Origin of the sequence: Mycolicibacterium grossiae (assembly GCF_008329645.1) — a bacterium.
GTDB classification, from domain to species: domain Bacteria; phylum Actinomycetota; class Actinomycetes; order Mycobacteriales; family Mycobacteriaceae; genus Mycobacterium; species Mycobacterium grossiae.
Genome location: NZ_CP043474.1, coordinates 1,381,907 through 1,402,850 on the forward strand (window position 1 = coordinate 1,381,907; position 20,944 = coordinate 1,402,850).

At 69.2% G+C, this 20,944-nt stretch carries 20 protein-coding genes and 1 pseudogene; 15 read left to right on the forward strand and 6 right to left on the reverse strand.

Features of this window, described 5'->3' with window-relative positions; all coding sequences use genetic code 11:
• Positions 1 to 33 precede the first annotated feature (33 nt).
• The 8 genes from FZ046_RS06660 (at position 34) to FZ046_RS06695 (ending at position 9,940) form a co-directional block, all read left to right on the forward strand.
• Positions 34 to 2,370 carry a transglycosylase domain-containing protein gene (locus FZ046_RS06660; protein ID WP_070355779.1) on the forward strand — a complete coding sequence of 779 codons (2,337 nt, stop codon included), beginning with the start codon at positions 34 to 36 and terminating at the stop codon, positions 2,368 to 2,370.
• Entirely contained in the window at positions 2,367 to 4,010 is a 1,644-nt protein-coding gene (locus FZ046_RS06665; protein WP_070355778.1) for a glycosyltransferase family 87 protein, read from the forward strand. The genes FZ046_RS06660 and FZ046_RS06665 overlap by 4 nt, the downstream gene beginning before the upstream one ends.
• A 115-nt stretch (positions 4,011 to 4,125) precedes the next feature.
• A complete protein-coding gene (gene rpsF, locus FZ046_RS06670; RefSeq protein ID WP_070355777.1) occupies positions 4,126 to 4,416 on the forward strand; it encodes a 30S ribosomal protein S6 in 291 nt (96 codons plus the stop codon).
• A gap of 86 nt (positions 4,417 to 4,502) precedes the next feature.
• Positions 4,503 to 5,012, forward strand: coding sequence for a single-stranded DNA-binding protein (locus tag FZ046_RS06675; protein ID WP_070355776.1), 510 nt, complete (start codon positions 4,503 to 4,505; stop codon positions 5,010 to 5,012).
• A gap of 68 nt (positions 5,013 to 5,080) precedes the next feature.
• The gene (gene rpsR / locus FZ046_RS06680; RefSeq protein WP_070355775.1) at positions 5,081 to 5,338 is read left to right on the forward strand and encodes a 30S ribosomal protein S18; all 258 of its coding nucleotides are present in this window, start codon (positions 5,081 to 5,083) and stop codon (positions 5,336 to 5,338) included.
• A gap of 12 nt (positions 5,339 to 5,350) precedes the next feature.
• On the forward strand, positions 5,351 to 5,806 hold the full coding sequence (gene rplI / locus FZ046_RS06685; protein WP_070355774.1) for a 50S ribosomal protein L9: 456 nt from the start codon (positions 5,351 to 5,353) through the stop codon (positions 5,804 to 5,806).
• A gap of 503 nt (positions 5,807 to 6,309) precedes the next feature.
• Positions 6,310 to 8,652 carry a replicative DNA helicase gene (gene dnaB / locus FZ046_RS06690; RefSeq protein WP_070355773.1) on the forward strand — a complete coding sequence of 781 codons (2,343 nt, stop codon included), beginning with the start codon at positions 6,310 to 6,312 and terminating at the stop codon, positions 8,650 to 8,652.
• A gap of 37 nt (positions 8,653 to 8,689) precedes the next feature.
• Positions 8,690 to 9,940, forward strand: a complete 1,251-nt coding sequence (locus tag FZ046_RS06695) for an FAD-binding domain-containing protein (protein WP_070355782.1) — start codon at positions 8,690 to 8,692, stop codon at positions 9,938 to 9,940.
• A gap of 67 nt (positions 9,941 to 10,007) precedes the next feature.
• Here the strand turns inward: FZ046_RS06695 and FZ046_RS06700 are convergent, their stop codons facing one another.
• Entirely contained in the window at positions 10,008 to 10,376 is a 369-nt protein-coding gene (locus tag FZ046_RS06700) for a hypothetical protein (protein WP_070355772.1), read from the reverse strand.
• A gap of 230 nt (positions 10,377 to 10,606) precedes the next feature.
• Here FZ046_RS06700 and FZ046_RS06705 point away from each other — a divergent pair, with 230 nt between their 5' ends.
• The 3 genes and pseudogenes from FZ046_RS06705 (at position 10,607) to FZ046_RS06715 (ending at position 12,398) form a co-directional block, all read left to right on the forward strand.
• A complete protein-coding gene (locus FZ046_RS06705; protein WP_176749657.1) occupies positions 10,607 to 10,924 on the forward strand; it encodes a hypothetical protein in 318 nt (105 codons plus the stop codon).
• Positions 10,846 to 11,418 (forward strand): annotated as a pseudogene (locus FZ046_RS06710) (SDR family NAD(P)-dependent oxidoreductase); the annotation flags it as partial. The gene FZ046_RS06705 and the pseudogene FZ046_RS06710, both read left to right, overlap by 79 nt.
• Positions 11,419 to 11,561: 143 nt before the next feature.
• On the forward strand, positions 11,562 to 12,398 hold the full coding sequence (locus tag FZ046_RS06715; RefSeq protein WP_070355771.1) for a helix-turn-helix domain-containing protein: 837 nt from the start codon (positions 11,562 to 11,564) through the stop codon (positions 12,396 to 12,398).
• 1 nt (position 12,399) lies between these two features.
• Here FZ046_RS06715 and FZ046_RS06720 read toward each other — a convergent pair whose 3' ends face one another.
• The 3 genes from FZ046_RS06720 to FZ046_RS06730 form a co-directional block, all read right to left on the reverse strand.
• Positions 12,400 to 13,290, reverse strand: a complete 891-nt coding sequence (locus FZ046_RS06720) for an aldo/keto reductase (protein WP_070355781.1) — start codon at positions 13,288 to 13,290, stop codon at positions 12,400 to 12,402.
• A gap of 157 nt (positions 13,291 to 13,447) precedes the next feature.
• Complete coding sequence (locus FZ046_RS06725) at positions 13,448 to 14,356, reverse strand: alpha/beta fold hydrolase (RefSeq protein ID WP_070355770.1); 909 nt, start codon at positions 14,354 to 14,356, stop codon at positions 13,448 to 13,450.
• Positions 14,357 to 14,518: 162 nt separating this feature from the next.
• Complete coding sequence (locus FZ046_RS06730; protein ID WP_070355769.1) at positions 14,519 to 15,208, reverse strand: HD domain-containing protein; 690 nt, start codon at positions 15,206 to 15,208, stop codon at positions 14,519 to 14,521.
• Between the two features lie 142 nt (positions 15,209 to 15,350).
• On the opposite strand from FZ046_RS06730, the gene FZ046_RS06735 reads away from it, so the two are divergent.
• Positions 15,351 to 15,707 carry a DUF732 domain-containing protein gene (locus tag FZ046_RS06735; protein ID WP_070355768.1) on the forward strand — a complete coding sequence of 119 codons (357 nt, stop codon included), beginning with the start codon at positions 15,351 to 15,353 and terminating at the stop codon, positions 15,705 to 15,707.
• A 57-nt stretch (positions 15,708 to 15,764) separates the two neighbouring features.
• On the opposite strand, the gene FZ046_RS06740 is transcribed toward FZ046_RS06735, so the two are convergent.
• The gene (locus tag FZ046_RS06740) at positions 15,765 to 17,396 is read right to left on the reverse strand and encodes an acetolactate synthase large subunit (protein WP_070355780.1); all 1,632 of its coding nucleotides are present in this window, start codon (positions 17,394 to 17,396) and stop codon (positions 15,765 to 15,767) included.
• A gap of 177 nt (positions 17,397 to 17,573) precedes the next feature.
• Here FZ046_RS06740 and FZ046_RS06745 point away from each other — a divergent pair, with 177 nt between their 5' ends.
• The gene (locus tag FZ046_RS06745) at positions 17,574 to 18,641 is read left to right on the forward strand and encodes a VldE C-terminal domain-containing protein (protein WP_070355767.1); all 1,068 of its coding nucleotides are present in this window, start codon (positions 17,574 to 17,576) and stop codon (positions 18,639 to 18,641) included.
• Positions 18,642 to 18,653: 12 nt separating this feature from the next.
• On the opposite strand, the gene FZ046_RS06750 is transcribed toward FZ046_RS06745, so the two are convergent.
• A complete protein-coding gene (locus FZ046_RS06750) occupies positions 18,654 to 19,256 on the reverse strand; it encodes a DUF308 domain-containing protein (RefSeq protein ID WP_070355766.1) in 603 nt (200 codons plus the stop codon).
• A 139-nt stretch (positions 19,257 to 19,395) separates the two neighbouring features.
• On the opposite strand from FZ046_RS06750, the gene FZ046_RS06755 reads away from it, so the two are divergent.
• Both FZ046_RS06755 and FZ046_RS06760 read left to right on the forward strand, forming a co-directional pair.
• Positions 19,396 to 20,109 (forward strand): TetR/AcrR family transcriptional regulator, encoded by a 714-nt coding sequence (locus tag FZ046_RS06755; protein WP_070355765.1) that lies wholly within the window; start codon positions 19,396 to 19,398, stop codon positions 20,107 to 20,109.
• Between the two features lie 153 nt (positions 20,110 to 20,262).
• Entirely contained in the window at positions 20,263 to 20,919 is a 657-nt protein-coding gene (locus FZ046_RS06760; RefSeq protein WP_246182915.1) for a sulfite exporter TauE/SafE family protein, read from the forward strand.
• Positions 20,920 to 20,944 lie beyond the last annotated feature (25 nt).

Here is a 20,944-nt window from a genome sequence, read left to right on the forward strand (position 1 = left end):
CGCGGCCCCGCGACCCCCGACGATCGGCGCACCATGGTGCTGCCGCCGGTGCGGGAACCGTCGGACCCGCGCTTGCGCGACCCCATCGACGTCGTCAAGCGCGCGCTCGACGGCGCACCGCCCCAGAAGCCACCGCCACCCGGCCTGCCGCCGCGCACCGGCGGCCCCGGTGGTCCGGGCGGCCCGGACGGCCGCCCACCGAAAGCCGGCCCGCAGATCAACTGGAAGTGGGTGCGGCGCGGGCTGATCGTCGCCGCGATCGCCGCGGTCCTGCTGCCGATCGTCACGTTCGCCATGGCCTACCTCATCGTCGAGGTGCCCAAGCCCGGTGACATCCGCACCGCACAGGTGTCGACGATCCTCGCCAGCGACGGCAGTGAGCTGGCACGCATCGTGCCGCCCGAGGGCAACCGCGTCGACGTCAACATCGACCAGATCCCGGTGCACGTGCGCGACGCGGCGATGGCCGCCGAGGACCGCGACTTCTACTCCAACCCGGGGTTCTCCTTCACCGGCTTCGCGCGGGCGTTCAAGAACAACATCTTCGGTGGGGATCTACAGGGTGGCTCCACCATCACGCAGCAGTACGTGAAGAACGCGCTCGTCGGCGACGCACGGTCCGGGGTCGGCGGCCTGGTCCGCAAGGCCAAGGAACTCGTCATCTCGACGAAGATGTCCCGCGAGTGGACCAAGGACGCGGTGCTGCAGTCCTACCTCAACATCATCTACTTCGGCCGTGGCGCGTACGGCGTGGCCGCCGCGTCGGAGGCCTACTTCGCCAAGCCGGTCGAGCAGCTGACGGTCTCCGAGGGTGCGCTGCTGGCGGCGCTCATCCAGCGGCCCTCGACGCTCGACCCGGCCGTCGACCTCGAGGGTGCCACCGAGCGGTGGAACTGGGTGCTCGACGGCATGGTGACGATGGGCGCGCTGTCCGAGAGCGACCGCGCCGCGCAGACGTTCCCGGTGACGGTGCCCCCGGAGCAGGCCCGCCAGGACGATCAGACCAGCGGCCCCAACGGCCTCATCGAGCGGCAGGTCACCAAGGAGCTGCTCGACCTGTTCGACATCGACGAGCAGACGCTGAACACCGAGGGCCTGCAGATCACCACGACGATCGACCCGAAGGCGCAGAAGGCCGCCGAGGACGCCGTCACCGAGACGCTCGAGGGCCAGGAGCCCGACATGCGGTCGGCGGTCGTCTCCATCGACCCGCGCACCGGCGGGGTCAAGGCCTACTACGGCGGCAACGACGCCCAGGGCTTCGACTTCGCCCAGGCCGGCCTCCCGACGGGGTCGTCGTTCAAGGTCTTCGCACTGGTGGCTGCACTGCAACAGGGCATCGGCCTGGGCTACCAGATCGACAGCTCCCCGGTGACCGTCAACGGCATCACCATCAACAACGTCGAGGGCGCCGGCTGCGGTACGTGCAGCATCGCCGAGGCACTCAAGCGGTCCCTGAACACCAGCTACTACCGGCTGATGCTCAAGCTGAAGAAGGGCCCGCAGGACGTGGCCGACGCGGCGCACACCGCGGGCGTCGCGGAGAGCTTCCCCGGCGTCGACCACACGCTCAGCGAGGACGGCAAGGGCGGTCCGCCCAACAACGGCGTCGTGCTGGGGCAATACCAGTCCCGCGTCATCGACATGGCCTCGGCCTACGCCACGCTGGCCGCCTCCGGCGTCTACCACCGCCCGCACTTCGTGCAGAAGGTGGTGAACTCCGACGGCAAGGTGCTCTTCGACGCGGCCGACCAGAACGACGACGGCGAGCAGCGCATCGATAAGGCCGTCGCCGACAACGTCACCGCGGCCATGCAGCCGATCGCCGGATACTCCAACGGCCACAACCTGGCCGGCGGCCGGGTCTCGGCAGCCAAGACGGGCACCAACCAGCTCGGGGACACCGGCGCCAACCGCGACGCGTGGATGGTCGGCTACACGCCGTCGTTGTCGACGGCGGTCTGGGTGGGCACCACCGACGGCACCCGTCCGCTGGTGAACGCGTCGGGATCGCCGGTGTACGGCTCCGGGCTGCCGTCGGACATCTGGAAGGACACCATGGACGGCGCCCTCGACGGCACCGACAAGGAGACCTTCCCCAAGCCGACGTCCATCGGTGGATATGCCGGTGTGCCGCAAGCGCCGCCGCCCCCGCCGTCGACCACCGTCGCCCCGCCGCCGCCCTCGGAGACGGTCATCCAGCCGACGCTGGAGATCGCGCCGGGCATCACGATTCCGTTCGGTCCGCCGACCACGGTCACCGCGCCGCCGCCGGCCCCGGTCGGTGTCGACCCGAATGCGCCTCCGCCGGTGCCGGGTGATCCCGCGGCGACGCCGACCGTCACCGCGCCGCCTCCGCCGCCACCGTGACGGGCGACGACCCCGACCGCCCGACGGCGTCCCCCCGGGAACGCGTCGACACCCGCAGCGCCGACGATCGCGATCTGCCCAGCCGCACCGACGTGACGGTCCGCGCGCTGTCGGGTCTCGTCGGCGGTCCGGTCGGCCGGCACGCCGTGATCGGACGGGCACGGTTTCTCACCCCGCTGCGGGTGATGATCGCCATCGCCCTGCTCTTCCTGGCGTTCGGCTACTCGACCAAGGCGGCGTGCCTGCAGTCGACCGACACCGGGACCGCCGACCAGCGGGTCGCGGTGTGGGAGAACCAGCGTGCCTACTACGAATTCTGCTACTCCGACACCGTGCCGCTGTACACCGCGGAACTGCTGAACCAGGGCAAGTTCCCGTACAAGTCGAGCTGGATCGAGAAGGACGGCGAGGGCCGGCCGCAGACGCAGTACGACGGATCCCCGGCGATCCGGTACATGGAGTATCCGGTCCTGACGGGGCTCTACCAGTACGTGTCGATGACGCTGGCGAAGACGTACACCGCGCTCACCAAGCTCGTCGCCGTGCCGATCGTGGCCGAGGTGGTGATGTTCTTCAACATCTCGGCCTTCGGGCTCGCGCTGGCGTGGCTGGCGACGGTGTGGGCGACGTCGCTGCTCGCCGGACGCCGGATATGGGATGCGGCGATCGTGGCGGCGTCCCCGCTGCTGATCTTCCAGATCTTCACCAACTTCGACGCCCTCGCGACGGCGGCCGCGATGGGCGCGCTGCTGGCGTGGTCACGGCGCCGACCCGTGCTGGCCGGTGCGCTGATCGGCATCGGCGTGGCGCTCAAGCTCTACCCGCTGCTGCTCCTGCTGCCGATACTCGTGCTCGCCGTGCGCACCGGTCGGCTCCGCGAGGCGGAGCGCACCGTCGTGGCGGCGGTGCTGACGTGGCTGGTGGTGAATCTGCCGATCCTGCTGCTGTTCCCGCGCGGCTGGTCGGAGTTCTTCCGGCTGAATACCCGTCGCGGCGACGACATGGACTCCCTCTACAACGTGGTGAAGTCCTTCACCGGGTGGCGTGGGTTCGACCACGACCTCGGCTTCTGGGAGCCGCCGACGGTGCTCAACGGCGTCACCGCGGTGCTCTTCGCGGTGTGCTGCGTCGGCATCGCCTACCTGGCCCTGACGGCCCGCCAACGGCCGCGGCTCGCACAGCTGGCGTTCCTCGTGGTGGCGGCCTTCCTGCTGACGAACAAGGTGTGGAGCCCGCAGTACTCGCTGTGGCTGGTGCCGCTCGCCGCGTTGGCGCTGCCCCATCGCCGAATCCTGTTGGCGTGGATGACGATCGATGCGCTGGTGTGGATTCCACGCATGCTGTTCCTCTACGGCGAGGCGAAGATGGGTCTGCCCGAGCAGTGGTTCACCACCACGGTGCTGCTGCGCGACGTCGCGGTCGCCGGCCTCTGCGTGCTGGTGATCCGCCAGATCCGCCGGCCCGAACTCGACCTGGTGCGCTGGGGAGGACGGGTCGACGATCCGTCCGGCGGCGTCTTCGACGATGCGCCGGACGACCCGCCGCGCTGGCTGCCGGAGTCCTGGCGACCGGGTGCGGCGCGGCCGTGGCGGCGTCCCCGCGCGGTGGATCTCGACCGCGAACTCGAGCCGACGGTGTGACGGATTTGGCTGGTCAGCGACGGTTCCTGTAGCCTGAGCCGGTTGCCGACGCAGGCGACCCTCCTGCCACGGAGAGACCGTGGCCGTCACGACCATAGGAGGTGATGAGGTCTTCATGCGTCCATACGAAATCATGATCATTCTCGATCCCACTCTCGACGAGCGGACTGTGTCCCCGTCGTTGGAGACGTTCCTGAACGTCATCCGCAAGGACGGTGGCTCGGTCGACAAGGTCGACATCTGGGGCCGTCGCCGTCTCGCCTACGAGATCGCCAAGCACGGCGAGGGCATCTACGCCGTCGTCGACGTCAAGGCGGAACCGGCCACCGTGTCCGAGCTGGATCGTCAGTTGAACCTGAACGAGTCCGTGCTGCGGACCAAGGTGATGCGGACCGACAAGCACTAGTCGCCAAGGCGACGTGCTCGTCGTGGTGGGGCCGTAGGCTCGCCTGCGACCGAACTTCGAGCACGCATGCATCTTCAGGAGAAAACGTGGCTGGTGACACCATCCTCACCGTCGTCGGGAATCTGACCGCCGACCCCGAACTGCGCTTCACCCCGTCGGGGGCTGCCGTCGCGAACTTCACCGTCGCGTCGACGCCCCGCACCTTCGACCGCCAGAGTGGCGAGTGGAAGGACGGCGAGGCGCTGTTCCTGCGGTGCAACATCTGGCGCGAGGCGGCCGAGAACGTCGCCGAGAGCCTGACGCGTGGCTCGCGGGTCATCGTGCAGGGACGGCTCAAGCAGCGGTCCTTCGAGACCCGCGAGGGCGAGAAGCGCACCGTCGTGGAACTCGAGGTCGACGAGATCGGCCCGTCGCTGCGCTACGCGACCGCCAAGGTGAACAAGGCGAGCCGTGGCGGTGGTGGCGGCGGCGGTGGTGGCTTCGGCTCCGGTGGCGGCGGGGGATCCCGCCCGGCCGAGCCGCCGCGCGACGACCCGTGGGGCAGTGCGCCCGCGTCGGGTTCGTTCAGCGGCGCCGACGACGAGCCGCCCTTCTGAGCTGACTACGGCGCCGCGTCTTCCGCGGAAGCGACGGCGCCACTTCGTGAATCAAGAAAGAGAAAGACATGGCCAAGACCAGTACCAAGCGGCGGCCGGCCCCCGAGAAGCCGGTCAAGACCCGCAAGTGCGTGTTCTGCTCGAAGAAGGGGCAGGACATCGACTACAAGGACACGGCGCTGCTGCGCACCTACATCAGCGAGCGCGGCAAGATCCGCGCCCGCCGGGTGACGGGCAACTGCGTGCAGCACCAGCGCGACATCGCCGTGGCGGTGAAGAACGCCCGCGAGGTCGCTCTGCTGCCGTTCACGTCGTCGACGCGATAGGGAGTACGAACGATGAAACTGATTCTCACCGCAGAGGTCGACCACCTTGGTTCGGCCGGCGACACCGTCGAGGTGAAGGACGGCTACGGCCGTAACTACCTGCTCCCGCGCGGGCTGGCCATCGTGGCGTCCCGTGGCGCCGAGCGGCAGGCGGCCGAGATCCGTCGGGCCCGCGACACGAAGACCGTCCGCGACCGCGAGCATGCCGTCGAGTTGAAGACGGCCATCGAGGGCCTGGGCGACGTGTCGCTGCCCGTCCGCACCGCGGGCGCCAGCGGCAAGCTGTTCGGCTCGGTGACGGCCGCCGACGTGGTCGCCGCCATCAAGAAGGCCGGCGGCCCGAACCTCGACAAGCGCACCGTCGACCTGCCGAAGTCGCACATCAAGTCGGTCGGCACGCACCAGGTCGACGTCCGGCTGCACCCCGAGGTGCACGCGGCGCTCTCGCTGGCCGTCGTCTCGGAGTAACTCCGTCTCGGAGTAATTCCGTTTCGGAGTAGTAGCGCGGCGTCGCCGCGGTAGCGCGACAGCACTCATCCGCCCGGGTGGAGACGTGATCAGTCTCCACCCGGGCGTTGCTGTCGGTGCTGGCGAACTTTCCCCGCGGTTTCTGGTACAGCGAAGCCACCAGCTGTTAACCTCGTCGGCCATTGCGCGCAACGCAACACGCCCGGTACGTCAACTCGGCGCGACACGCCGCAGCAATTCGCATCCACAGCTTGACGGCTGTCCAGTGAGCTTTTGATCTGCAGCGACGTCGATGTCGACCCGTGTTGTGCACAGGTTGTCCCCAACCACTCAACATGGCTGTCCTCGCCTATCCACACGCCATCCACAGGTCCGTCAACAAGGGCGTCTTGCGGTCGGTCCAGCAACGTCTAACGTAGGCCGCTGTCAGTGGATCGACGTAGCGTCGGGGGGAGCACGTCGAAAACGTGTTCGACTCGATTCACGGGAAGGTGGGACGCTTAGTGGCCGTCGTAGACGATCTGGGCCGTTCGGATGCCGAGGCTCCTCCCACCGGTGAGGACTACGGCCGCCAGCCTCCCCAGGACATGGCCGCCGAGCAGTCCGTCCTGGGCGGCATGCTGCTGTCGAAGGACGCGATCGCCGACGTCCTGGAGAAGCTGCGACCCGGTGACTTCTACCGACCCGCCCACCAGAGCGTGTACGACGCGATCCTCGATCTCTACGGCCGGGGCGAGCCGGCCGATGCCGTCACCGTCGCCGCCGAACTCGAGCGCCGCGGCCTGCTCAAGCGCGTCGGCGGTCACCCCTACCTCCACACGCTCATCTCGACGGTGCCCACGGCGGCGAACGCCGGCTTCTACGCCGGCATCGTCGCGGAGAAGTCGTTGCTGCGCCGGCTCGTCGAGGCCGGCACCCGGGTGGTGCAGTACGGCTATGCGGGCGCCGACGGGGCCGACGTCGCCGACGTGGTGGATCGCGCCCAGGCCGAGATCTACGAGGTCACCGAGCGGCGGGCCACCGAAGACTTCGTCCCGCTCGAGGACCTGCTGCAGCCGACGATGGACGAGATCGACGCCATCGCCTCGCAGGGCGGCGTCTCGCGCGGCGTACCGACGGGCTTCGTCGAACTCGACGAGGTGACCAACGGGCTGCACGCCGGGCAGATGATCGTCGTCGCGGCCCGTCCCGGCATGGGTAAGGCGCTCTCGCTGGACACGCCGCTGCCGACGCCGACCGGCTGGACCACCATGGGCCAGGTCGCCGTCGGAGATCAGCTCATCGGCGCTGACGGCGTGCCGACCCGCGTGGTCGCTGCCACCGAGGTCATGGTGAATCGGCAGTGCTTCGAGGTCGAGTTCTCCGATGGGACGGTCATCGTCGCCGACGCCGAACACCAGTGGCTGACCGAGGTTCCCGTGGTCGAGCGCCGCCGCGGCATGCCCCGGACCGAAGCCGCCGTGCGCACCACCCGCGACATCGCCGCAACCGTCGACGCCCAGCACGCCGTGCCCAACACCCGGCCCCTGCGGACCGCGGACGCCGAACTGCCCGTGCCGCCCTACACGCTGGGCGCGTGGCTCGGTGACGGGACCACGGCTGCCGCGCAGGTCGGCACCGCGGACCCCGAGGTCGTCATGCGCATCGAGGGCGAGGGCGAGGCCGGGCATTCCGTCGCGTCGACGTGGGCGCGGTTGCGCGCCGTCGGGGTGATCGGCAGCAGGCACATCCCGTCGACGTACCTGCGGGCATCGGAGCAGCAGCGGCGTGCGCTGCTCGCCGGCCTGCTGGACACCGACGGCACCGTCGCGGCTGACGGCTCGGTGCAGTTCTGCGTCACCGACGCCCGGATGGCGGCCGACGTGGCGGAACTCGTCGTGAGCCTCGGCTACCGCTGCCACACCGCCACCGCGCCGGTGCACGGCCGCAGCGCGGCGTCGTCGACGGCCTACACGCTGAGCTTCGACACCGACGACACGGTGTTCGGCACCGAGCGAAAGATCATTCTGCACAAGGAACGTCAGCACGCGACCCGGACGAAGCGGGCCGTGTCGCGGCGCATCGTCGCCGTGCGGCCGGTGCCGAGCGTGCCGGTGCGGTGCGTCGAGGTCGACAACGCCGACCACCTGTACCTGGCGAGCCGGGCGATGGTGCCGACGCACAACTCGACGCTCGGCCTCGACTTCCTGCGGTCGTGCTCGATCAAGAACCGGCTGCCGAGCATCGTGTTCTCCCTCGAGATGAGCAAGACCGAGATCGTCATGCGCCTGCTCTCGGCCGAGGCGAAGATCAAGCTCGCCGACATGCGCTCGGGTCGGATGAACGACGACGACTGGACCAAGCTCGCTCGCCGGATGAGCGAGATCAGCGAGGCGCCGCTGTACATCGACGACTCGCCCAACCTCACCATGATGGAAATCCGCGCGAAAGCCCGCCGTCTGCACCAGAAGACGGGCCTGCGGCTGATCGTGCTGGACTACCTGCAGCTGATGACGTCGGGCAAGAAGGTGGAGTCCCGTCAGCAGGAGGTGTCGGAGTTCTCCCGCCAGATCAAGCTCCTGGCCAAGGAGCTCGAGGTGCCAGTGGTCGCGATGAGCCAGCTGAACCGCGGGCCCGAGCAGCGCACCGACAAGAAGCCGATGCTCGCCGACCTCCGTGAGTCGGGCTCGATCGAGCAGGACGCCGACATGGTGATCCTGCTGCACCGCCCCGACGCGTTCGAGCGCGACGACCCTCGCGGCGGCGAAGCGGACCTCATCATCGCCAAACACCGTGCGGGCCCGACGAAGACGGTCACCGTCGCCCATCAGCTGCACCTGTCGCGGTTCGTGGACATGGCGCACTGAGGGGCGTAGCCGACAGGGCGAAACCTACACTCGAGTGATGCTCCTGCCCGTCCCGGCCGCCGGTGAGCCGGACGTCCGCTCCTGGGTGGCCGATCATCTGGGCGATCTCACGACGCAGGCAGCCAAGCCAGTTGATCCGCCGCTGCGGGGTGGCCAGACGTCGGCCGACGCAGCGCTTTGGGCGTTCGACGTCGCCGGCTACGCCCGGCGCCGCAACGAGGTGTGGCCACCGCAGCGCCGCGGCGCATCCGGACTCTCGCCGTACATCCGGCACGGCCTGCTCACCTTGCGGGAGGTCTGGGACCACGTCGGCTCCGGGCCTCCGCGCGACACCGCGAAGTTCCGAGACGAACTGCGCTGGCAGGAGTACGCCCGCCACCTGTACGCCCGCGTCGGCGACGCGTCGGCGGAATCGCTGCGGTACAACGTGGTCGAGCGCAGCGAGCCCGTCGGCGACCCGTGGGTCAGCGAGGCGAAGTGCCTGGACCTGTGCTGGGAGGAACTCGCGGGCGGCTGGCTGACCAACCAGACTCGGATGTGGCTGGCATCGCACTGGACGGTCCGCGAGAACCACGGGTGGCGCGACGGCGAGGACCTCATGTTTCGCCATCTGCTGGACGGCTCCCGAGCAGCGAACCGGCTCGGCTGGCAGTGGACGGTGGGGGCGCTGACGGGGAAGGCCTACGGGTTCTCCCGCTGGCAGGTGGAGAAGCGGGCGCCCGGACTCTGCACGACCTGCCCGCTGGAGCGCCACTGTCCCATCGAGCACTGGCCCACGGTTTCGGAGCGTGAGCCACGGGCGATGCCGAATCCCCACCTGCGCCGCGACGACGATCCGGAATCGACCGCCGGCCCGTCGACGCCACGGCACACCGCGGAAGCCGAGGCGGTGTGGATGACCGCCGAGAGCCTCAGCGACCGGGATCCGGCGGCCGCCTCCCACCCCGAACTGCCGGTGATCTTCGTCTTCGACGAGCCGCTTCTGCGTCGGCTGCAGTTGTCGGTGAATCGGCTGGCCTTCCTCGCCGAGTCGCTGGCCGACCTCGCCACCCGCCGCGAGGTGCGGGTGCACCGCGGCGATCCCGTGGAGGTGCTGCAGGGAATCGCGCTGGCGACGACGTTCGCGCCGGTTCCGGGCTGGCGGCGGCGCGCTGCCCGCCTCGACGTGGCTGCGCTGCATCCGTGGCCCTGGCTCGAGCGACCCCGGTCGGGTCCGGTCGGCTCATTTACCGCGTGGGCCGGAAGCGCGCGCCCCGCCCGCCGGGGTGGAACGAGAACGCGACGCTGACACCGGCTCGCCTCATCGAACGTCGCCACGACGCAAGCCGTCCGCGCCATCCCGCAGGGCGATTTAGCTAGGTGTGACCCAGACTCGGCCGGTAGTCGGACACCTCGGACTCCGCAGCGAGCAACGCACGCAATTCGCCCTCCTGCTGGGCAACGAACACACCCATCACTTGGCGGCACACCTCCGGCACGCTCACCCCACGCATATCAGCAATGCGCTTCAAACCGACGAGCATCGACGTGGACACGTGGAACTGCACGGCGAACTGGCCACATGAGCCGTCCTCGGGCAGCGACCCCGGACCCACCACCGTGGGGTCATCCGTCCCGAACTCGTCCATCTCGTAACGACGCGCCCGCTCGACGACCCCACCACTGGCCTCGCCGGCAGCGCGGTCGGTGGAGTCCCGGAACTCCTCGTGGCTGAACAGACCCATTCCGCCCACGTTAGACCTCGCGGAACGTCCAAGCGGCCACCTGAGCGGCGGCGACGACTCCTGCATGCACTGCCGGCTACACCTGCGACCACGAAAGGCTCACTCGGACTTCACATGACGATGAACACCGCCCGCCGCACCCGCCGTCTCGCCGACGCACTACTGGCGTGCTGATCGAGCGTGCGGTGACGGACGTCGACGCGACGGTATGGACGTGTTAGCGTCCGGCCATGTTCGACCGGCGGATCTACCGGGACCCTCCGGTTGCCCTGACCTTCACTCAGATGCGTGCTGCTGAGCGGGCCGCCGAGCGGGCCGCCCGCGATGCTCGTCAATCGCTGCGCACCGCTCGTGGCCAGTACAAGCGTTATCGAGCCGAGGCCGGCGACATCTACCTGGATTGGCCGCGCTGGCATGAGGGTTATCTTCGCGAGTACCGGAAGAGTGGCGGCTTGGGCGGCGGCGGGACGAAGTCCTCCGTCTCGACATCACCGACGACGCGTCCGTGGCGGCCGCGGCCGAACGGGCCGGTGACGTCGACGTACTGATCAACAATGCCGCCGACACCGCCGGCGGCAACCTGGTGAGCGGTGACCTCCGCGCCATCCGCTCGACGATGGACTCGAACTACTACGGCACGTTGGCGATGATCCGAGCGTTCGCGCCGATCCTGGCTCGCAACGGTGGCGGAGCCATCCTCAACGTCCTGTCGGCAGTGGCCTGGCAGACGGTCGACGGCAACACCGCCTACGCCGCCGCCAAGTCCGCCCAGTGGGGACTGACCAACGGCGTTCGCGTCGAGCTGGCAGGCCAGGGCACCCAGGTCACCGCTCTGGTCCCGGGTCTGGTGGGCACGGACACGCTCTACGCATTCGCCGAGCGGCAGGGCATCGAACTGCCGTCCGACGCGGTGATCGACCCGGCCGAGCTGGTCCGGTTGGCCCTCGACGGTCTGGAAGCCGGCGACGTCGAGGTTCTCGATCCGCTGAGCGCGGCGGCGAAGGCGACGCTGACCGGCCCTCCACGGGCGCTGTCGCTCTGACACGTCGCTGGACGCCGCCGCGGCGTCCGTGATCGGGAACACCGTCCGCCCGGCCGGGGTTGTGTCTGCCGGGCGAGTCCGACGATGGTGGGACCGCTGAGTTCGGCACGAGCAGCCGCAAGAGTCCGATGAGGATGGGGGCCATGGCAGATCGATCGGCGGACCTCGCATCGTTTCTGCGGGCGAGGCGTGCAGCGGTGACGCCTCGGGAGGCCGGCCTCGTCCCCGGTGACGGTCGGCGCGTTCGGGGCCTGCGGCGCGAGGAACTCGCCCTTCTCTCCGGGCTGAGCACCGACTACTACCGACGGCTCGAGCAGGGCCGGGAGCGCCGGCCGTCCGTACAGGTGCTTCGTGCGCTCGCCCGCGCGCTGCAGTTGGATGCGCACGCGACTGCCTACCTCGTCTCGCTCGTCCATCCCGCCCCCTTCGCGCTGCCAACTCACGGGACCGCGGTCTCGCCGGGAGTTCGAGTCCTCCTCGACTCCGGCTTGCGGGTCCCGGCCCTCGTCGTCGACCCCGCCCTGAACATCCTCGCGATCAACGCCCTTGGGCAGGCGATGTACAGCGGGTTCTGCAACACGGACAACATCGCGCGCATGGTGTTCCTCGATCCCGCGGCCGGAGACTTCTACACGGAGTGGAACCAGGTAGCCACTCAGGTCGTCGGCAACCTCCGTTCCGGCCTCACCCGATTTCCGAACGACGACCGCGTCGCCGAGGTGGTCGGCGAGATCTCCGCGGCCAGTCCCGTATTCGCCGACCTGTGGGCGACCCACCACGTCCGTCCGCGCACCAGCGAGGACAAGGTGTTCCATCATCCGCACGCCGGTGAGTTACGCCTGCACTTCGAGGCGCTCGAGGTGGCGGATGCGCCCGATCAGCGGCTGCTCGTCTACAGCCCGCCCGAGAACGGGCCGACTGCCGACGCGGTCACTCTGCTGACATCGCTCACGACGGCTTCCGCGCCGTCCTCGCGGTGACTCAACTGCCTGCCGCGCTCAGTTGAGCGAGTTCTTGCGGTGTCAGCCGCACCTCAGCCGCAGCGAGGTTCTCCTCGAGATGCGTGCGGCGCGACGTACCGGGAATGGGCAGCATCGCCGGGGAGAGATGCAACAACCAGGCGATCGCCACCTGACCCACACTGCACTGGTGTGCTTGGGCGACGTCGGCCAGCGCCTGGTGTGCTGAGGCGAGCCCGCCTTGGGCCACCGGCGCCCATGGGATGAACGCGAGCCCGTCGCGTTCGCACACCGCCAGCATGTCCTCGGCGCTCCGGTCGATGACGTTGAACCGACTCTGGACACTGACGATGTCGGCGATCTGCCGCGCCTCGTCGAGCTGCGCCACCGTGCACTGCGACATGCCGATCGCGCGGATCTTACCCTCGTCCTGAAGTGCCTTCAGCTCACCGATCTGGTCTGCCAGCGGCACTTGGGGATCCACCCGATGCAGCTGCAGGAGATCGATCTGGTCGAGCCCCAAGCGGCGCAGGCTCATCAATACCTGCTGTCGCAGGTATTCGGGTCGACCGACCGGCGGCCACGCCGCAGGGCCGAGGCGTTTCGGCCCGGAGTCGGTATCGATGACATCGGGCCCGTTTCGGGTCAAGCCCGCCTTCGTGGCGATCAGGACGTCGTCGGGGTACGGATGCAGCGCCTCGTGCAGGATTTCCTCGGCGACGTGCGGGCCATAGGAATCCGCGGTGTCGATGAACTGCACGCCGAGGTCGACCGCCCGACGGGCCACGGCGATGCACTCGTCGCGGTCCTCGGGCTCACCCCAGATCCCACGGCCCGTGAATCTCATCGATCCGAAACCCAGTCGCGACACCGCCTTTCCGGCGATCTCGATCGTCTTCGGTAGGTCCACCATGTCGATCAACTCCACTCCACTATCCGATGTGGTCCATCGCTACGTCGTGCTGCTGGGCCTTCCAGCGCCACATCGACGACGCTAGGTGCCTTCCCATGAACCGGAGGGGCAGCGCTACACCCCCTCAGCGCGGGAATGCCGACCCGCGGGCGACGCGTCATGCGGAGGCGGCCCGAGCGGCGGCGTCGAATTCGCAGAACATCCTGGTGAAGTACTCCGGCTGCTCCTCGGCCACCCAGTGGCCGCACTTCGGGACCAGGTGTTCCGTCACCGAATGAGCGACCTCTTCGCACATCGCCCGGAAGTGTGCTGCGAGAGGGTTGGCGGCACCTCCGGACGCCAGCACGGGGATCGTGAGCTTGCCGTGCCGGAGGAGGGCGGTGCGATTGTCGTCGGCGTCGTCGTCGAGTTGCCGATAGATCTCGCACATGGCCCGGATGGCCCCTGGGGCTTCGTACGCGCGGGCGTACACGTCGACGTCGTCGTTGGAGATGGCATCCGGTTGATGGGTCAAGTCGTCGAAGAACCGGTTGACGTACCAACGTTCACGTCCATGCACGAGGTAGACGGCGATGTCGGGGTTGGCGTGAAACGAGAACTGCCACGCCGACTTCTGCGCCACGCGCCAGTGGTAGTAGGCGGTACCCGGAAGCGGAGCTTCCATGAACGTCGCGCTCACCACGTCGTCGCGGTACCGCAGTGCGTAACTCAGCGCCAACGTCGACCCGAGATCGTGGCCGACGAGGGAGATGGGCTCCGCCACACCGAGGTGCTCGCGGACCAACGTGTGGATGTCACCGGCCATGGTCCACTTGTCGTACCCGTCGCGGGGTTTGTCGGACGCGCCGGCACCGCGATAGTCGGGCATGATCACCCGGTAGCCGGCGGCGGCGAGTGGCCTCGCGACCTTGCGCCACTCGTAGCGCGTTTGCGGGGCGCCGTGCAGCAGCACGACGGTCTTGGTGGGGTCGGGTGGAGCGACGACCGTGTAGCCGATCCGTACCGAGTCGTCCGGGTCGACCACGGCTCTCCCGTGGTGAACGTCGACCTCGCGCGATGTCGTCATGTCCTCGCCTTTCCGTGGGCGTGCCCCGTCGGCCAGTGTGGGCCCGCGGTACGCAGGAAGGGGGGTCGAGTGGCGGCCCCCCGGCACCACGCCAGTACCCCCAGGCCGCCCGCCGATCCGACGGCGCCACCACGATCGAATCGCCCGCGGCGGCGGGGTCGTTCAGCGGCGGGGTGAATCACCCCAGCCCGAGCGGGCCACCACGTCGGCGAATGTGGGTGCCGATGCGCCGTTGACCAGCTGGTGAACGTGCGCGGGAAAGGAGAACGGCGGAGCCTTCAGCGGATTGGTCCGGATGTCCCGGGCGATCGCCTCGGCGATGGCATACCCCAGGTCGCGGCGGGGCCATGCGGCGACGACGCGCTCCGCGAAGCCGGCGGGCAGGAGTTCGCGCTGCGCACCGACGACGTCCAGATCGATGCCGCCGTGGCACACGGCGTGTTCGATACCGAACCGGTGTCCGAGCCCGACGCTGGTGTGCAACGCGATCGATTGCCACACCACGCGCACACGGTCCTCGGGACAACCCCGCTCTCGCAGGAATCGCGCGGCCGCATCTGCGCCGTCGACCTCGAATCGCTGGTCGCCTCGTCCGTACGCAGTGATGCCGAGGTCGTGGAGGATCGAGGCCAGGAACACCGTCTCCTCGTCGTAGTCGACCCCGCCCCGCAGTCCGCGAGCGGCCGCGAGTTCGCGTCCGAACAGGTAGCTCCGGACGCAGTGGCCGTGCAGGAAGGCCGGCGAGACGTCCTCGGCGAGCGCGAGGGCCGCTGTGCAGATCGCGGAGTCGGGCAGGTTCCAAGCGGCGGCGTCACGGGTGGCGCTCGAGGCGGCGGGATCGTGGATGATCATGCGGCCACGGTGCTCCTCCCTCGCTTGACCCGACAGTGCCTGGTTGGCCACGTGCCGCCGAGATCCCGTCACACCGGCGGTTTCCGCTCGGGCCGAGCAGAACGGTGGGCGGGCGGGCACCTCCGGTGATGCACTCGCTGCGATGATCCGTCGCAGAGCGCTCATGGTGTGCGTCGCCGCCCTCGGCTGCCTGGTGGCGGGTACGCCGGTGGCCTCGGCGAAGCCGGCGCCGGAGGTCGAGTACACCTACGACGTCCTCGTGCGTCGGCACTTCGACTTCCCCGGCAACGACGCGCTCGGCTACGGGTATCGCATCTGTGACGCCGTGGCGCACGCCGTGCCCTACGCCGCGCTGCTGGAGAGGATCAAGGCCGACGTGTCGCCCAACGACGAGCAGTCGGCCAATTACGTCGTGTCGAACGCGGTCGACATCCTCTGCCCGGCCCAGGCGTGGGCACTGCGCAACTCCGCGGCGGGTTACCGACCTCCGCCGGCGTGACCGCGGAGAAGTATTCGAGTCGGAGGCGGCTCGCGTGGGGCCGAGGGCGTCTCCGGTTCACGACCAGGATTCGTCCAATTCGCCGAGCGAGGCGATGAGGGCACTGTTGGCGCGGTAGTCGACCGGGCACGCGATGACGCTGACGGTGTCCGCGGCCAGCGCCTCGCGCAGCGTGGGGAGCAGCTCGTCGGCGGCGGAGATGCGGTACCCCCGCGCGCCGAAACTCTCGGCGTAGGCGACGAAGTCCGGATTGTCGAAACGGGTGTCGACGTTGTGACCGATCTCCAGATCCATCTTCCAACTGATGAGGCCGTACGCGTCGTCGACCCAGATGAGAATCACCATCGGCGTGCCGATGCGCAGCGCGGTCTCGATCTCCTGGGAGTTCATCAGGAAGGACCCGTCACCGGTCGCGACGAGCACCTTAGCCGAGGGCCGTGCGATCTTCGCGGCGATCCCGCCGGGCACCGTCCACGCCATCGTCGAGAGCCCGTTGGAGATCAGGCAGGTGTTCGGCTCGTAGGTCGGATACAGCCGCGCCATCCACATCTTCAGCGCGCCGGTGTCCACCAGCGCGATGTCGTCGCGGGCCAGCGCCGCCCGGGTGTCGGCGACGATGCGCGCCGGGGTGAGCGGGAAGCTGTCGTCAGCGCGTCCGCGTTCGAGTTCCTCGGCGAGAAGGCCCCGAATGCGTTCCTGCCCGGACGAGTACGGCTCGTCGCGGCCGACCGCCTCGGCCACGGCGTCCAGGCACCGCCCGATGTCGGCGTGCAACCCCACGGCGACGTCGTAGTGGACGTCCACCTCCGCAGGGAAGCGGTGGACGTGGATGATCTTGGTGTCACCCCGCGGGTTGATGCGGACGGGATCGAACTCCTGCAGTTCGTACCCCGCCGCCACGATGACGTCGGCCTGGTCGAAGCCGAAGTTGACGTAATCGTGGCGCATGAAGCCCACGGCGCCCAGCGCCAACGGATGGTCGTCCGGCAGGACGCCCTTGCCGTGGAACGTCGTGGCCACCGGCATGCCGAGGGATTCGGCGAACCGTCGCACCGCCGCCGAGGCGTCGCTGCGGGCGGCGCCATGGCCGGCGAGCAGGATCGGGTTGCGGGCCGATCGCAGGATCTCCGCGGCCCGCTCCACCTGCGCTGCCGAGGGATCGTCCGGGCGCGGCACGTTGATCCGCAGCGGGACGGCACCGGCGGGGGCCTCGGCGTCCTCGACGTCCTCGGGCACCGCCAGATACACCGCACCCGGCCGCTCGGTCTGCGCCAGCTTGAACGCCTTGCGCACCATCTCCGGCACCGAGGCCGGTGTCGCGACCAACGCCGACCACTTGGTCACGGGCGCGAACATCGCAACCAGGTCGACACTCTGGTGCGTCTCCTTGTAGTTGCGCCGCATTCCCACCTGGGCTGAAAGAGCCACCAGCGGGGTCGAATTCGTGGTCGCGTCGGCGACACCGAGCAGGAGGTTGATCGCGCCGGGTCCCAGGGTCGCCGAGCACACGCCCGCCTTGCCGGTCAGCCGCCCAAAAACCTCGGCCATGAACGACGCGCCCTGCTCGTGGCGGGTCAGCACGTACTCGATCGATGATCGCGACAGTGCGTCGACCAAGCGGATGTTCTCCTCGCCGGGGATCCCGAAGACGTGGGTGACGCCCTCGTTCTCGAGGCATTCGACGATCATCTCGGCGGTGGTGCGACTGTCCTCGGACACCACGCGAGCTAACCACAGCGTCCCCGGGGGGAAGCGAAGATGCTCGTGGCTTGGCCGGGTGGACATCGTCGGACCCAGTTCATAACCTCGACGGGTCGAGGACTCGGGCCCGTGCGGTCCGCGAAGCGAAGGATCGGGACACGACAGATGACCGCGGCGCGCCATTCACTGCGGCGAACGGCGCTCGGCTCGGCGGCTGCGGTCCTGTGTCTGGCCGCGACGTGGGGTGACGTTCGGGCCGACCCGCAGGCAGACGCGCTGGCCACGCTGCAGAAGTTGTCCAGCGAGGCGGTGACGAGCCGCGAGGCCGTCACGGCCGCCCAGCGCGAGGTCGACGCCACAGTGGCAGCCCAGAGCGCCGCAGACGTCCGGCACCGCACCGACGCCGACGCCCTCGCCCGCGCCAGTGCCGCACTCGCGCCCCATCAGGAGGCCGTGAACCGCATCGCCGCGATGGAGTACGTCAGTGGTCGCGACGGCCAAGCGGCGGCGGCGTTGACCGCCACGTCGCCGCAACGACTGATCGACGGGCTCGCCCTGCAGCAGGTGGTCGTAGCCACGATCACCGATCAGATGAAGGTCTACCGGGACACCCGCGAGCGGGCCGCCGCGGCCGCCCAGGCCTCCGAGCAGTCCGCGGCTGCCGCGCGGACCGCGGCAGATCGCGCCGCGGCGGTACGCGCCGAATTGCAGGCCAAGCTCGGCGAATTGTTGCGCAAGCTCGCCGCCGCGGAGGCGCAGTACGCGGCGCTGTCACCGCAGCAGCGAGCGGCCGTCGACGCCGTGCCGGCGGCGGCGATCCCTCCCGGCGTCCCCGCCGGCGACCTGGCCCCGCCGCCCGAGGGTGTCGGCGCACCGATTCCGGAGGACCTGCCGGTCGGCGTGGCGTCCGAGGCGGGTCTGCAGCCCAACGCCGTCCTGGCGGCCAGGGCCGTCAGCCGCCAGTTCCCGCAGATCGCCGACATCGACGGCGTGCGACCGGATTCCAAGCCGTGGCACCCGAGCGGTCTCGCGATCGACATCATGATCCCCGATCCCGAGAGCCCCGAGGGCATCGCTCTCGGTGATCAGATCCGCGACTACGCGATGAGCAACGCCGCTCGCTTCGGCTTGCAGGACGTGATCTGGCGCGGCACCTACTACACGCCGGCCGGCCCGCAGGCGTCGGGCTACGGACACTACGACCACGTGCACATCACCGTCACGCGCCGCTGAGGCGCCGCCTTGTCAGCGGCGTTGCCGTGCGGCCGCCATCTCACGGCGCCGCCGTGCGGTCGACACCGACAACCAGACCGCGGACACCAGGAAGTAGAAGGCTCCGAAGGCCGCGTAGGGCGCGACGTCCGCGACGCTGGGTGCTTCGGTTCCGCCGGCATCGCGGAGGAACGCCGCACCGGCAGCGGCGGACTGCGCACCGCTGATGACCATCACCCATTGACCGCCGGCGCGCTTCCACCGGCGCACCGCCGTTGCCAACTGCAGCAGGCCCGACAGCGCTGCCCACACGCCGATGACGCCAATCACGGCGTGCATGCCACGAGTGAGAGCGATGAGCACCGCGATCGTGGTCACCGCACTGACGGCGGCATTGAAGGTCTGCGTCGCGTTGGACCGCAGGCCGCCGTTGCGCCGTGCATCCGCCACGTTGGCGAGGGCGTCCCACGCCGGGTAGCTCACGAGGAGCAGGCCCGCCAGCACGGTGGGCATCGGGCCGACCGTCACCGCGATCACCACCCAGACGATCGAAAACAGCCCTCGCACGGCGTAATAACGCGTCAACCAGGCGTTCGACGGGGTGGCGCGCTCGGCATCGTTCAGTGGACGTGACATCAGTTCTCCTTGGTGGTGGGTGAGCCGAGTGGTCGACTCGGGGACCCGAGGCAGGGGTGCCGTCGGTGTTACCGGCACTAACAACTCGACGTTATCACCAATAATTCCGTGATGACGAGATGGTGTTATCGTCGGAAACATGGCGGTCGACTCATCCGCATCCCCTTCCGACAGATTGTTGGAGGCGGCGGCCGCACTCCTGCAGAGCGGCGGTGTCGACGCGGTGTCGACGCGCGCGGTGGCCGCGGCCGCAGGTACGCAACCACCGGTCCTCTACCGCCGTTTCGGCGACAAGGACGGGCTGATCGAAGCGGTAACCCTGCACATCCTCGAGGGGTACATCCGGGATAAACGCAACCTGCTCGAGCGATCGGAGGATCCCGTCACGGACCTGCGCCGTCTGTGGGACCTGTTCGTCGCGTTCGGGTTTGCGCAGCCCGACTGCTTCGCCTTGATCTACGGCACCGTGCGGCGCGGCGATGCGATCTCCGCGGCGGCTCAGACGACGGTGACGCTGCTGGGCGATGCGATCGCTCGGATAGCCGACGTCGGCAAGCTACGGATGAGCGTCGAACGCGCCACCGCGTTGTTCCAGACGTGCGGGGTCGGTTTCGTGATCACCCAGCTGACGACTCCCGCCGCCGACCGCGACCCCGGTCTCAGTGAGATCGCCCGCGAAAACGCCATCTCGAGCATCGCCGTCACCTCGGGAGCCGGGAAGGCCCGCAAGAGCTTGGCCGGTCGCGCGACGGCACTGGAGCAAGCCCTGGTCGACGCGGACGTCCCACTCACCGCGGCAGAACGCCAGTTGCTGGTGGAATGGCTCGGCCGCCTGGCGGACGGGCGAGCGTAGGCTCGACGGCGACAGCGCCTAGGGTTCCGGTGCCGCGGGGCACGCCTGGTCCGAGCGGCGCCACCTTGTGCGCCGATCGCACGGGGTCATCTGACCGGACAAAAGCCTGGAGGATCTTCGGTGACACGCCGCGTGTCACCGAGAAGGTCCGCCATGTCTGCGTTTCTCGTCGTCGCCCTGTTCCTCGTTGCCTTCGGCGCCGGAATCCTCGGTGGATTGGTCGGCACCGGTTCGTCGCTGATCCTGTTGCCGCTGCTGGTGGCCGTCTACGGTCCCCGTGAGGCGGTGCCGATCATGGCGATCGCCGCCGTCTGCGCGAACGTGGGCCGCGTCGCGGCGTGGTGGCGAGAGATTGACTGGGCTGCGGTCCTCGCCTACGCCGCTCCGGGTGTGCCCGCCGCGGTTCTCGGCGCCCGCACCCTGCTGGCGGTCTCGCCGCGGATCATCGACGGCTGTCTCGGCGCCTTCTTCCTGGCGATGATCGCGGTGCGTCGTCGGCTCGCCGGCCGCGAGCGCCGCACGCGCCGGTGGCAGTTGGCCATGGCGGGGCTGGTCGTCGGTTTCCTCACCGGCGTCGTGCTGTCGACCGGACCCCTGAGCGTGCCGGTCTTCATCGGCTACGGCCTGACCGCGGGTCGATTCCTCGGCACGGAAGCCGCCAGCGCACTGATCCTCTACCTCGCCAAGACGGCGACCTTCGGCTCGTCGGGTGCGCTGTCCCTCGGCACCGTGCTCGAGGGCGTCGTCATCGGCTTGGCGCTGACCGTCGGGCCCTTCGCCGCGCCGGGCCGCGGGCTTACGGCCTGCTGATCGACGCCGTGCTCGCGGTGGCGGC